The sequence below is a fragment of the Leifsonia poae genome (assembly GCF_027921845.1).
Taxonomy (GTDB): domain Bacteria; phylum Actinomycetota; class Actinomycetes; order Actinomycetales; family Microbacteriaceae; genus Leifsonia; species Leifsonia poae.
Window position 1 is genome coordinate 72,626 of record NZ_BSEN01000001.1, and the last position, 11,938, is coordinate 84,563.

14 protein-coding genes are annotated in these 11,938 nt (G+C 69.1%); 8 read left to right on the top strand and 6 right to left on the bottom strand.

From position 1 onward, the window contains the following. The first annotated feature begins 17 nt into the window (after positions 1–17). The 5 genes from xseA to PKE84_RS00370 all read left to right on the top strand — a co-directional run bounded on the left by xseA (position 18) and on the right by PKE84_RS00370 (position 4,310). Positions 18–1,271 carry an exodeoxyribonuclease VII large subunit gene (gene xseA, locus PKE84_RS00350; RefSeq protein WP_373877090.1) on the top strand — a complete coding sequence of 418 codons (1,254 nt, stop codon included), beginning with the start codon at positions 18–20 and terminating at the stop codon, positions 1,269–1,271. Between the two features lies 1 nt (position 1,272). Beyond that, positions 1,273–1,533, top strand: coding sequence for an exodeoxyribonuclease VII small subunit (locus tag PKE84_RS00355; protein WP_271175210.1), 261 nt, complete (start codon positions 1,273–1,275; stop codon positions 1,531–1,533). Then, positions 1,530–2,186, top strand: a complete 657-nt coding sequence (locus tag PKE84_RS00360) for a DUF4245 domain-containing protein (protein ID WP_271175211.1) — start codon at positions 1,530–1,532, stop codon at positions 2,184–2,186. The genes PKE84_RS00355 and PKE84_RS00360 overlap by 4 nt, the downstream gene beginning before the upstream one ends. Beyond that, complete coding sequence (locus PKE84_RS00365; RefSeq protein WP_271175212.1) at positions 2,186–2,839, top strand: carbonic anhydrase; 654 nt, start codon at positions 2,186–2,188, stop codon at positions 2,837–2,839. Before PKE84_RS00360 ends, PKE84_RS00365 begins: the two co-directional genes overlap by 1 nt. A 64-nt stretch (positions 2,840–2,903) precedes the next feature. Beyond that, complete coding sequence (locus PKE84_RS00370; protein WP_271175213.1) at positions 2,904–4,310, top strand: class II fumarate hydratase; 1,407 nt, start codon at positions 2,904–2,906, stop codon at positions 4,308–4,310. A 6-nt stretch (positions 4,311–4,316) separates the two neighbouring features. On the opposite strand, the gene PKE84_RS00375 is transcribed toward PKE84_RS00370, so the two are convergent. From PKE84_RS00375 to PKE84_RS00390, 4 genes are all read right to left on the bottom strand, one after another. Continuing rightward, a complete protein-coding gene (locus tag PKE84_RS00375; protein WP_271175214.1) occupies positions 4,317–4,967 on the bottom strand; it encodes a prepilin peptidase in 651 nt (216 codons plus the stop codon). 184 nt (positions 4,968–5,151) lie between these two features. Then, positions 5,152–6,546 carry an RNA 5'-3' helicase PhoH2 gene (gene phoH2, locus PKE84_RS00380; RefSeq protein WP_271175215.1) on the bottom strand — a complete coding sequence of 465 codons (1,395 nt, stop codon included), beginning with the start codon at positions 6,544–6,546 and terminating at the stop codon, positions 5,152–5,154. A gap of 168 nt (positions 6,547–6,714) precedes the next feature. Then, positions 6,715–7,833, bottom strand: coding sequence for an aminotransferase class V-fold PLP-dependent enzyme (locus PKE84_RS00385; RefSeq protein WP_271175216.1), 1,119 nt, complete (start codon positions 7,831–7,833; stop codon positions 6,715–6,717). Positions 7,834–7,922: 89 nt separating this feature from the next. After that, on the bottom strand, positions 7,923–8,708 hold the full coding sequence (locus PKE84_RS00390; RefSeq protein WP_271175217.1) for an isoprenyl transferase: 786 nt from the start codon (positions 8,706–8,708) through the stop codon (positions 7,923–7,925). 73 nt (positions 8,709–8,781) lie between these two features. On the opposite strand from PKE84_RS00390, the gene trhA reads away from it, so the two are divergent. After that, positions 8,782–9,588, top strand: coding sequence for a PAQR family membrane homeostasis protein TrhA (trhA, locus tag PKE84_RS00395; RefSeq protein WP_271175218.1), 807 nt, complete (start codon positions 8,782–8,784; stop codon positions 9,586–9,588). A 41-nt stretch (positions 9,589–9,629) separates the two neighbouring features. On the opposite strand, the gene PKE84_RS00400 is transcribed toward trhA, so the two are convergent. Next, entirely contained in the window at positions 9,630–9,908 is a 279-nt protein-coding gene (locus PKE84_RS00400; RefSeq protein WP_271175219.1) for a hypothetical protein, read from the bottom strand. Beyond that, complete coding sequence (gene mca, locus PKE84_RS00405; protein ID WP_271175220.1) at positions 9,905–10,762, bottom strand: mycothiol conjugate amidase Mca; 858 nt, start codon at positions 10,760–10,762, stop codon at positions 9,905–9,907. The genes PKE84_RS00400 and mca overlap by 4 nt, the downstream gene beginning before the upstream one ends. A 144-nt stretch (positions 10,763–10,906) precedes the next feature. Between mca and PKE84_RS00410 the strand changes: the two genes are divergently transcribed. Then, the gene (locus PKE84_RS00410; protein ID WP_271175221.1) at positions 10,907–11,302 is read left to right on the top strand and encodes a DUF4307 domain-containing protein; all 396 of its coding nucleotides are present in this window, start codon (positions 10,907–10,909) and stop codon (positions 11,300–11,302) included. Positions 11,303–11,416: 114 nt separating this feature from the next. Continuing rightward, on the top strand, positions 11,417–11,908 hold the full coding sequence (gene greA / locus PKE84_RS00415; protein ID WP_271175222.1) for a transcription elongation factor GreA: 492 nt from the start codon (positions 11,417–11,419) through the stop codon (positions 11,906–11,908). Positions 11,909–11,938 lie beyond the last annotated feature (30 nt).

The following is an 11,938-nucleotide window of genomic DNA, read 5'->3' on the forward strand; positions in this document are numbered from 1 at the left end:
CTCGATGGGAGGCACCGGTGACGGAGACCGCGAGCGCACCCTCGATGGAGGTGGGACCACCCACAGCCGACGCACCCTGGCCCGTCGCCACGCTGTCGAGCAAGATCCGTGGATGGATCGAACGCCTCGGCACCGCCTGGGTCGAGGGCGAGATCACGCAGTGGGGAATCTCCGGCGGCAACGTCTACGGCAAGCTCAAAGACCTCAACGAAGACGCCACGATCAGCTTCACGATCTGGTCGTCGGTGCGCGGCCGCATCCCGGCCGACCTCAAGCAGGGCGACCGGGTCATCGTGCTGATCAAGCCCAACTACTGGGTCAAGGGCGGCACGCTCACCATGCAGGTGTACGACATGCGGCACGTCGGCCTCGGCGACCTGCTGGAACGCCTGGAGCGCCTGCGCCAGCAGCTCACGGCGGAGGGCCTGTTCGCGCCGGAGCGCAAACGGCCGCTCCCCTTCCTGCCGCACCGCATCGGTCTCATCACGGGCAAGGACTCCGACGCCGAGAAGGATGTGCTGCGCAACGCCCAGCTGCGGTGGCCTCAGGTGAACTTCCGCACCATCCACACCGCGGTGCAGGGCGACCGCACCGTCGCCGATGTGACGGCCGCCATCCGCACCCTCGATGCCGACCCCGAAGTCGAGGTCATCATCATCGCCCGCGGCGGCGGCGACTTCCAGAACCTCCTCGGGTTCAGCGACGAGATCCTCGTGCGCGCGGCGGCCGCGGCGACGACGCCCATCGTCAGCGCGATCGGCCACGAGGCCGACCGCCCGCTCCTCGACGAGGTGGCCGACCTGCGCGCCTCGACACCGACGGACGCCGCCAAGCGGGTCGTGCCCGATGTCGCCGAGGAGATGGTGCGCGTGCACCAGGCGCGGGCCAGGATCGGCATGCGCCTCACCCACCTGATCAGCGCCGAGATCGACCGCATCGGGCACCTGCGCTCCCGGCCGTCCCTCGCGTCGTCGTCGTGGATCGTGGACACCAGGGCCGAGGAGCTCACCCGGTTCGTCTCTCGCGGCGCCGAACTGGTCGAGCGGGCGATCGATCGCGAGGCGAACCGCACGGCCGAACTCCGCGGTCAGCTGCGTGCGCTCTCGCCCCAGGGCACCCTCGACCGCGGCTACGCCATCGTGCAGCTGCCCGGCGGCGCGGTACTGCGGTCGCCGGACGAGGCGCCGCACGGCACGCGCCTGACCGTGACCGTCGCCGGCGGAGCGCTCGGCGCCGTCTCGGACTCAGCCGCCGATCAGATCGACAAATAGAATGGATGCTATGCCCACCAACGAGGACACGCGCCTGCGCACCGACTCCCTCAGCTACGAGGAGGCGCGCGACGAGCTCGTGCGCGTCGTGGCCGAGCTCGAGCAGGGCTCGTCCACGCTGGAGCAGTCGATCGCGCTCTGGGAGCGCGGCGAGGCCCTCGCCCGCCGATGCGAGGAATGGCTGATCGGCGCCAAGGCCCGGCTCGATGCCGCCCGCGCGGGAGCGCAGGCCGGGGCCGCGGGAGCTGCTGACCCCGAATGACCCCGCGCACCAAACCTCCGGCGGTCGTCGCCGAACTCGGCCGCCCGGAGACTCCGGAGGAGACCGCAGCCCGCAAGGCCGAGAACTCGGCGAACCACCGCAACCGGCAGACGGTCAACAACCTCGTCTTCTCGTTGCTCGCGACCGTGGGGCTCGTCATCATCATCGTCCTCGCCGTCCCGCGCGGCACCCCGGTCGACGTCTCGGCACCCGTGCCGTATCAGTCCATCGCCGCCGAGGCGCAGGGATCCGAGCCCGACCGGCTGCTCGTTCCCGACCTCCCGTCGCCCTGGAAATCGAACAACGCGGAGTTGCGCACCAAGACGCCCGACAACGTCGATTCCTGGTACATCGGGCTGCTGACGCCGAAGAAGCAGTTCATCGGCATCACACAGGGTTTCGACGCCAACGACACGTGGGTCGCGTCGCAGGTCAACAAGACCATGATCAAGGGCACGACGACCATCGACGGCGTCACGTGGGACGTGTACGACAACCGCGACTCCGGCAATGACAACGGCAACGTCGACTTCGCTTACGTGACGCACGCCGGCAAGAGTTCGATCATCGTCTTCGGCAGCGCCGAGAATGATGAGTTCCACACGGTGGCGAGCGCGCTCGCCCCGCAGATCCGGCAGCTGGGAGGCTCCTGATGGGTATGCCACGACCGTCTCGGGTATGGGATGAGATGCTGCGCGGGAACGCGCGCTTCGTCGACGGCGACCCGGAGCATCCGCGTCAGGACGTCGAGCGACGCGAGACCCTCGCGGCCGCGCAGGCGCCGCTGGCGGCGATCTTCGGCTGCAGCGACTCCCGCCTGGCCGCCGAGATCATCTTCGACCTCGGACTCGGCGACGCCTTTGTCGTGCGCAACGCGGGCCAGGTTATGTCCGAGTCCGTGCTCGGCTCGCTCGAGTACGCCGTCGGAGTTCTGCACGTCCCGCTGATCCTGGTGCTCGGACACGACGAGTGCGGGGCGGTGCGTGCCGCGATCGATTCCCAGGCCGCCGACGCCGACCCGCTGCCGCCGCACATCGCGAGCCTCATCCGGCCGATCGTCCCCGCCGTGCACCGGGTTACGCACACCCGCGCCGACCAGCCGATCGATCTCGCGACGGTCGACGCCGGCGAAGTGGGCCGCGAACACCTGCGCGACACCGTCGCCGAGCTCCTCGAGAGCTCCGAGTTGATCAGCGCTGCTGTCGCCGACGGATCGTTGGCTATCGTTGGTGCGAACTACCGGCTTCAAGAAGGCAGGGTCGTGCCCGACGTCGTCGTCGGACTGGCCGACCCGGCCACCGATTAGAGAACGCGCGACGACACCGGCACACGACGCCGGCGCCCGAACGCCCCAGAAAGGAAAACACACCGTGGTGGACACCCAGGCGGACACCGACTACCGCATCGAACACGACACGATGGGCGAGGTCCGCGTTCCCGCGGCCGCGCTCTACGGCGCGCAGACGCAGCGCGCGGTCGAGAACTTCCCCATCTCGGGGTCGGTGCTGGAGCCGGCGCAGATCGCCGCGCTCGCCCGCATCAAGAAGTCGGCGGCCCTCGCCAACGCCCGTCTCGGCGTTCTCGACCAGGAGATCGCCGATGCGATCGCCGCCGCGGCTGACGAGGTCGTCAGCGGTACGCACGACGGCGAGTTCCCGATCGACGTCTACCAGACCGGGTCGGGCACGTCGTCGAACATGAACATGAACGAGGTGCTCGCGACGCTCGCGTCCCGTCGCCTCGGACGAGCGGTCCACCCCAACGATCACGTCAACGCATCCCAGTCGTCGAACGACGTCTTCCCGACGTCGGTGCACATCGCCGTCACCGGCGCGCTGATCGACAACCTCATCCCGGCGCTCGACCACCTCGCCGTCGCGCTCGAGGAGAAGGCCGAGCTGTGGGCGACCGCGGTCAAGGCCGGCCGCACGCACCTCATGGATGCGACGCCCGTCACGCTCGGACAGGAATTCGGCGGATACGCCGCGCAGATCCGCCTGGGCATCGAGCGGGTGCAGTCGGCCCTCCACCGCGTGGCCGAGGTGCCGCTCGGCGGCACCGCGGTCGGCACCGGCATCAACACGCCGATCGGCTTCCCGCAGCTCGTCATCGAGCTGCTCACCGAGGAGACCGAACTGCCGATCACTGAGGCGCGCAACCACTTCGAAGCGCAGGCGAACCGGGACGCCCTGGTGGAGGCGTCCGGTGCTCTGCGCACCATCGCGGTCAGCCTCACCAAGATCTGCAACGACCTCCGCTGGATGGGCTCCGGCCCGAACACCGGACTCGGTGAGCTCCACATCCCCGACCTGCAGCCGGGCTCGTCGATCATGCCGGGCAAGGTCAACCCCGTCATCCCCGAGGCCGTGCTGATGGTCGCGTCGCGCGTCATCGGAAACGACGCCACCATCGCCTGGAGCGGGGCATCCGGCATGTTCGAGCTCAACGTGGCCATCCCGGTGATGGGGACCGCGCTGCTCGAGTCGATCCGCCTGCTCACGCAGGGCAGCCGTGTGCTCGCCGACAAGACGGTCGCAGGGCTCGAGGCCAACCTCGACCGCGCCCGCGCCCTCGCCGAGTCCTCCCCGTCGATCGTCACGCCGCTGAACCGGGTGATCGGCTACGAGGCCGCCGCGAAGGTCGCCAAGCACTCCGTGGCGCAGGGCATGACCGTGCGCGAGGCCGTCATCGACCTCGGGTTCGTGGAGCGCGGCGAAGTGACGCTCGAACAGCTCGACTCGGCGCTCGATGTGCTGAGCATGACGCACCCGGGCTGATCCGCCTCACCAGAGCAGCAGAACCACCCAGAACCCGCACAGCAGGTACGGACCGAACGCGATCCGACCTGCCCACCCGTCGCGGCCGGCCGCCATCGCTGCAACGGCGACGGCGCCGGCTGCGACGAACGCCACGACGAAAGATGTGGCGGCGGCCGGCGCTCCGTGCAGCCCTCCCAGCACGAGGGCGAGCACGCCGGCCAGCTTCACGTCGCCCAGGCCCACCCCTCCGCCCGCCGCGAGCGCGAGGAACACCGTGACGGTCACTCCGGCCGTGACGACGGCCTCCCCGGGGGACCTGCCCATCCCGAGCGCCGCCCAGGCCAGTCCCACACCGACGAAGAGGTACCCGGGGAGAACCCACGCGTTCGGGAGCCGTTGTTCGCGACGGTCGGCCACCCAGAGCGGCCCCGTCGCCGCCGCCAGGTAGCCGGCGCCGGCGATCGCGAGCGGATCGGCACCGATGCGCGTGATCGTGAGGAGGCCGAGCAACCCGCACAGACAGCTCAGACCGAGCAGCCCGCGGAAGCCGACCGGACCGGACGCCCCGGCGCGAGCGCGCGCGGCGGCGAGCCTCCCCCGTGCCCGCCGCCGCGTCCGGGCGGCCGCCGGTCCCCTGCCCGCCGGCCGCCTGCGCTCCCCCGTCGTTCCCCCCACGCAGCAACGCTAGCCACGTCCGGCGCGGCTCCGCCGGTTATCCGCAGCCCACAGCCCCTCCACACCGGGCACGAACGCCGCCATCGCCCGAACCCCGAACACCCGGACCCGGAGCGCACACGCACCACGGCGCCCGCCCCCGGACCTGGGTGCGGGCGCCGCGCGCGCTTTCGGAAGACCGGTCCTACGCCAGCTCGTTGCCCTCGAGCATCTCGGTGACGAGCGCCGCGATCGCCGACCGCTCCGAGCGGGTGAGCGTGATGTGGCCGAAGAGCGGGTGGCCCTTCAGCGTCTCGATCACCGAGGCGACGCCGTCGTGCCGCCCGACGCGCAGGTTGTCGCGCTGCGCCACGTCGTGCGTCAGCACCACGCGCGAGTTCTGGCCGACGCGGCTGAGCACCGTCAGCAGCACATTGCGCTCCAGCGACTGCGCCTCGTCCACGATCACGAACGCGTCGTGCAGCGAACGGCCCCGGATGTGCGTGAGCGGCAGCACCTCGAGGATCCCGCGGTCCAGCACCTCGTCGAGCACGTTCTGCGACACCAACGCCCCGAGCGTGTCGAACACGGCCTGGCCCCACGGGTTCATCTTCTCGCCCTGGTCGCCGGGCAGGTAGCCGAGTTCCTGGCCCCCGACCGCGTAGAGCGGGCGGAACACCATGATCTTCTTGTGCTGGTTGCGCTCGAGCACGGCCTCGAGACCGGCGCACAGCGCCAGCGCCGACTTGCCGGTTCCGGCACGGCCTCCCAGTGACAGGATGCCGACCTCCGGGTCGAGCAGCATGTCGATCGCCAACCGCTGCTCCGCCGACCGGCCGTGCAGTCCGAACACGTCCCGGTCGCCGCGCACCAGCTTGAATGACCCTTCCCCGGTCACTCGTCCCAGTGCCGAACCACGGTCGGAGTGGATGATCAGCCCGGTGTTGGCCGGGAGGTCCTCGACCAGCGAGGTCTGCATCCACTCGTTCTCGTAGAGGTCGCTCATCGCCTCGGAGCCGAGAGTAAGCTCCGACAGCCCCGTCCAGCCGGAGTCGACGGCGAGCTCGTGCCGGTACTCCTCGGCGGCGAGGCCGATCGATGCCGCCTTCACCCGCAGCGGCAGGTCTTTGGAGACCACCGTCACGGCGAGTCCGTCGTTGGCCAGGTTCTGGGCCACCGCCAGGATGCGGGAATCGTTGTCGTTCAGCTGGAGCCCGCTCGGCAGCACGGACATGTTGGAGTGGTTGAGCTCGACCCGGAGCGAGCCTCCGTCACCGACCGGGATCGGGAAGTCGAGGCGTTCGTGGAGGACCCGGAGCTCGTCGAGATTGCGCAGTGCCTGCCGCGCGAAGTAGCCGATCTCGGGGTCGTTGCGTTTGCCCTCCAGTTCGCTGATGACGATGACGGGGATGACGACGGCGTGCTCGGCGAATCGGAAGATCGCCTTCGGATCGGACAACAGCACCGAGGTGTCGAGCACGTACGTGCGCTCGTCCTGTTCGATGAGGTGCGTCGTCTGGTCCGTGTACGCCGGCCGTCGGGTTACGTGTTCGGTCACAACCACTCCCACCCCGCTCGCTCTGAGAGCTCGCGGATCCATTTGGCGAGTCGGCCGGTGGGTATCGAAACGAACTTACGTGGCCGTCTCGATCGGGCGCCGTGCCCGATACTGCGAAGCTACGCCGCACATCCGACAGTCGGCTCCGAAACGCGCGCGTGTCGTGTTTCGGTCAGGTGAACTCTCGCCCCCAGTTGAGGAGGTGGCGCGTCAGCTCGCGGAGGCGTATGACGTGAACGCACCGCGGAGCATCCCGAGCGTCTCGTCCGTCGTTCCGGCGTGCACGCTGAGTCGCACGTTCGTCGCCCGTGCTGAAGCGCTCACCCCGTGGTTGAAGAGCGACGCGCTGAGCACCGTCAACTGCTCCGGGCGCGGCTCGAGCACGACGATGCCCGCGCGCTCGTCGGCGTTGCGCGACGACGCGACCGGGATGGCGTACTCGTCCGCGAGCTCGAGCACCTGCTCGACCCGATCGGAGATGGCGTCGCTGATCGCCGCGACACCGACGGCGGCGATCTCCTCGAGCGCCGCGGCGAACCGGGCCTCCGCCACGCGGTCGGGGTTGCTCACGCTGAAGGCGCGCGCGCCGTTCGCGGGGTCGGCGACCTCGTCCCACGAAGCGCCGGCGTCGGTCCCCGTCCACCCGCTGAAGACGGGCGTCAGGTGTTCGACAGCACGCTCGCTCAGCGCGAGGAAGCCGGTGCCCCAGCCGGCGCGCGTCCACTTCTGCCCACCGGATGCCACGACGTCCGCCACCTCGTACGGAACGTCGGCCACGCCGAAGCCCTGGATCGCGTCGACGATCAGCAGGCGGTCGCCGATGACCTGCCGGATGCCGTCGATGTCTGCGAGGTAGCCCGTTCGCGAGTCGACCAGGCTCACGGCCACGGCGCTCGTGTTCGGGGTGAGCTGCTCGCGCAGCTGTCCCGGCGTGACGCGACCGTGATCGGTCTCCAGCCACGCCGGCGTGATCACGTGCATCGCCTGGGCGGCGCGCACGGCGGCGTAGGTGACGCTGGGGAACTCTGCCGCGGAGAGGAGCACCTCGCCACCGGTGATGCCGAACAGCGCGTGCATGAGCCCGGATGAGGCGTTCGGCTGGAAGACGATGCGATCCGCGTCGAAACCGGTGACGGCGGAGACCGCCTCGCGGGCGCGCTCGCCTTCGCGCGTCATCCCGTCGATGCTGCCGAAGCGGCCCTTCGCCAGGATCTCGTACTGCCCGATCGCCTCGGCGAGCACGCTCGCCGAGATCGGACCGACCTTGCCGTAGTCGAGGTAGCCCGGCTCCTCGCGGAAGCCGGCTGCGAACTCGTCGATCGTCGTCATCTGGTGGTCCTCATCTGGTGTCGTCGCCGGGCTGCCGTCGCCGGGCTGTCGTCGTCGGGCTGCCGTGCCACCGGAGCGGTCATCGGCTCTCAACTGCCGTATCGCCGCTGACGGCGCGAGTAGTCGCGTACGGCGCGCAGGAAGTCGACCTCGCGCAGGTCGGGGCCGAGGGCCTCCACGAAGTAGAACTCGCTGTGCGCGCTCTGCCACAGCATGAAGTCGCTGAGCCGCTGCTCCCCCGAGGTGCGGATGACCAGGTCGGGGTCAGGCTGACCGCCGGTGTAGAGGTGCTCGCCGATCATGTCGGGCGTCAGCAGTTCGGCCAGCGTGTCCAGGCTCCCGCCGTCGGCCTCGTGGGCGGCGACGATGCTGCGCATCGCATCCGTGATCTCGGTGCGCCCGCCGTAGCCGATCGCGAGGTTCACGTGCATGCCGGTCTTGGTCGCCGTGCGCTTCTCTGCCTCGGCGAGCGAGGTGACGAGATGCTCCGGCAGACCCGCGGTGGAACCGACGTGCTGCACGCGCCAGTCACGGAAGCGGGAGAGATCGTCGGCGAGCTCGGCGATGATCTCCATCAATGCGGTGAGCTCGTCGCTGTTGCGGTTGGTGAGGTTGTCCGACGAGAGAAGGTACAGGGTGACCACCGAGATGCCGAGATCGTCGCACCACTCGAGGAATTCGCGCATCTTGGCGGCGCCGGCGCGATGACCGTGCGCCACGGTCTTGAGACCGAGCTGGCGCGCCCAGCGCCGGTTGCCGTCGATGATCATCGCGACATGGCGAGGCATGGCGTCTTTGGTGAGACCCCGCTTCAGGCGGGTCTGGTAGAGCCCGTAGAGGAGGCCGCGCCCGAGGGGGAAACTCCGTTTGCTCACAGAGGTACGTTACCGCGACCAGCAGGGCTGAACTCACAGCATCCGGGCACCGGCGGGCCAGTACCCTTGCAGCATGACGCCCCGCAAACGCCATGAGACCGAAGACGTCGCCGAGCTGCTCCATGAGCCGGCCGACACCCTCGGCCCCGCTGACGCGGCGGTCAAGGCCGACGAGACCGAGGGGCCGGACCTCCCGAACATCCCGCTCCTCGACGCATCACCGGCGAACGTCGCCGAGGTCAAGCCGACCTGGCGCGGCTGGATCCACGCGGGCACGTTCCCCGTCACGATCGCGGCCGGCATCGTGCTCATCACGCTGGCTCACGGCGCCCCCGCCAAGTGGGCGTCCGCGGTGTTCATGCTGACCTCGATGCTGCTGTTCGGCAACTCGGCGCTTTACCACCGCTTCAACTGGAAGCCGCGCACCAAGGTCATCCTCAAGCGCATCGACCACGCCAACATCTTCCTGCTGATCGCGGGCACGTACACGCCGCTCGCCGTGCTCGCGCTGCCGTCGCAGAAGGGCATCCTGCTGCTCTCGCTGGTCTGGGGCGCCGCTCTGCTCGGCATCGGCTTCCGCGTGTTCTGGATCAACGCGCCGCGATGGCTCTACGTCCCCATCTACATCGGGATGGGCTGGGGCGCGCTCGGCTACATCGTCGACCTGCTGGATGCGAACGTCGCGATGATGGTGCTGGTGCTCGTCGGCGGCGTGCTCTACACGATCGGCGCGGTGATCTACGGCATGAAGAAGCCGAACCCGTTCCCGGGCCGGTTCGGCTTCCACGAGATCTTCCACACCCTGACGGTGCTGGCCTTCCTCTGCCACTGGGCTGCGACGCTGATCATCGCGATGCATCCCGTGTACAACGCGGGCTGAGCCCTGCAACGCGGGCTGAGCCGTACAACGCGGGCTGAGCCCTACGGGCGGTCGTCGTCGTCCCGGTCGTCCGGGCGGCGCTCCGCCTCGGCCTGCTCGGCGTCCAGCTTCTCCGCGATCTCGGCGCGGTAGCGCACCCGCCGGATGCGGCGCACCATGTCGATCACCAGCAGCACCACGATCACGGCGATGACGAAGATGACGACGAAGCCCCAGACTCCGGGCGTGACGTCGTTGGGGTCCGCGCCGGATGTCGGCGTCGGGCTCGGGGTGGCTGCGTCCAGTCTCAGGGACGCGCGCAGCAGCGCATCGGCGATCACGCGGCTCCCTCGAGTCCTGCGAAAAGGTCGGTTTCGGGCATCTGCGTCTCCACTTTCGAGTCGATGAGCTGGAAGTCTTCGGTCGGCCAGGCGCGGCGCTGAACGTCGTTCGGCCAGAAGAAGAAGGGGCTGTCGGGGGCGACCTGGCTGGCGTGCGAGCGCAGCGCCCTGTCACGGGTGTCGAAGAAGTCGGCGACCGGTACGCGGGTCGTCGCCTCGTACGGGCGTTCACCCATCCACTCACGCATGCCGGTCAGCTGCGCGATGAGCGGCGACTCCGGCTCCGACGCGACGAGCTCGTCGAGCACGGCGTTCAACCGGGCGGAGTTCATGGTGCGGTCGTAGTAGAGCTTCGAGACCTGCCACGGCGCACCCGCTTCGGGGTAGCGATCCGGGTCCCCCGCGGCCTCGTAGGCCTCGACGCCGACGACATGCGCCCGGATGTGGTCCGGGTGCGGATACCCGCCGTTCTCGTCGTACGTGATCATCACGTGCGGCTTGAAGTCGCGCACCAGGGCCACAAGCGGCGCCGCCGAGGTCTCGAGCGGAATGGACGCGAACGAGTTCACGGGCAGGGTGCCGTCGTCGCGCGCCATGCCGGAGTCGACGTAGCCGAGCCAGCGGTGCCGGATGCCCATCGCCTGCCGGGCGGCCGCCATCTCGCGTCGTCGCAGACCCGGCAGATCGCGTCGGGCCATCGCGGCCGCGGAGTCCGCCAGAGCCTCGTTGAGCACGTCACCGCGTTCGCCGCCGGTGCACGAGACGACCATGACCTCGTCGCCGAGGCTGGTGTAGTAGGCGTAGCTCGCCGCACCCTTGCTCGACTCGTCGTCGGGATGGGCGTGGACCGCCATCAATCGCCGCGTCACCGTACCGTTCCTTCTGCCTGGCCTGGAGCACGATTCTCAGATTCGTCTCCTAGTCTTGGAGTTCAAGCCTACCGTCGTCGTACGACGGACCATTTCACAGGAGTGAGCAGTGCTGGAGCAAGCATGGCGGTGACCGAGACCCTCGATCAGCGCTACGGGCGAACCCCCGATCGCAAGCGGCGCGCGCGCTGGTGGATCATCGGAGCGGCGGTGGCGTTCGTCGCCGTCTTCACCGCCTGGACCTTCTGGGCGGGCTGGGACGGCGACCAGGCGAACCTGGAAGCGACCGACACCGCGTTCACCATCACCGATGCGCACCACGTGAACATCAGCTTCACCATCAACACGCCCGAGGGCACCCCGGTGACCTGCGCGGTGCAGGCGCTCAACGAATCGTTCGCGATCGTCGGCTGGCGCATCATCAGCTACCCGGCATCGGATGCTCGGCTGACGACGCACACCGAGACCATCCGCACCACGGAGCAGAGCAACACGGGATTGATTTCGAGCTGCTGGCTGACCTAGGCTGTTTCGATACGCCCTGACGAGTCGTCAGGGCGTCGACTTTATGTCGCCGGTCACCCGACCGGCCAGGATCTGCACAACCGGCCGCACGCCGGTGGCGCAAAGGAGTTCATCATGTCTCAGGATTCTCAGGTCACGTTCTTGACCCAGGATGCTTACGACCGCCTCGCCGCGGAGCTCGAGGAGCTCAGCGTCAACGGTCGCAATGAGATCGCCAAGCGCATCGAGGCCGCCCGCGAAGAGGGCGACCTCAAGGAGAACGGCGGCTACCACGCGGCCAAGGACGAGCAGGGCAAGATCGAGTCGCGCATCGTGCAGCTCACGCTGCTCCTGCGGCACGCCACCGTCGGCGCGGCGCCCGAGAGCCACGGCGTCGTCGAGCCGGGCACGGTCATCACCGCGACGATCGCCGGCGACGAGAGCGTCTTCCTGATCGGAAACCGCGAGATGGCGTCGGGCAGCGACCTTCCTGTCTACAGCGAGCAGAGCCCGCTCGGCGCGGCCATCCTCGGCCTGACCGTCGGCGACTCGACGAAGTACACCGCGCCCAACGGCAAGGAGATCGCGGTCACGGTCGACAAGGTCGAGACCTACGCGGGGCAGTAGCCCGACGCTTGCACGAACGAAGCGGGCCGG

Bases quoted from the DNA above. Each gene is read 5' to 3' on its own strand.
- PKE84_RS00355 (WP_271175210.1), top strand. From the start codon at position 1,273: ATGGATGCTATGCCCACCAACGAGGACACGCGCCTGCGCACCGACTCC.
- PKE84_RS00360 (WP_271175211.1), top strand. From the start codon at position 1,530: ATGACCCCGCGCACCAAACCTCCGGCGGTCGTCGCCGAACTCGGCCGC.
- PKE84_RS00365 (WP_271175212.1), top strand. From the start codon at position 2,186: ATGGGTATGCCACGACCGTCTCGGGTATGGGATGAGATGCTGCGCGGG.
- phoH2 (WP_271175215.1), bottom strand. From the start codon at position 6,546: ATGGATCCGCGAGCTCTCAGAGCGAGCGGGGTGGGAGTGGTTGTGACC.
- PKE84_RS00385 (WP_271175216.1), bottom strand. From the start codon at position 7,833: ATGACGACGATCGACGAGTTCGCAGCCGGCTTCCGCGAGGAGCCGGGC.
- trhA (WP_271175218.1), top strand. From the start codon at position 8,782: ATGACGCCCCGCAAACGCCATGAGACCGAAGACGTCGCCGAGCTGCTC.
- mca (WP_271175220.1), bottom strand. From the start codon at position 10,762: ATGGCGGTCCACGCCCATCCCGACGACGAGTCGAGCAAGGGTGCGGCG.
- greA (WP_271175222.1), top strand. From the start codon at position 11,417: ATGTCTCAGGATTCTCAGGTCACGTTCTTGACCCAGGATGCTTACGAC.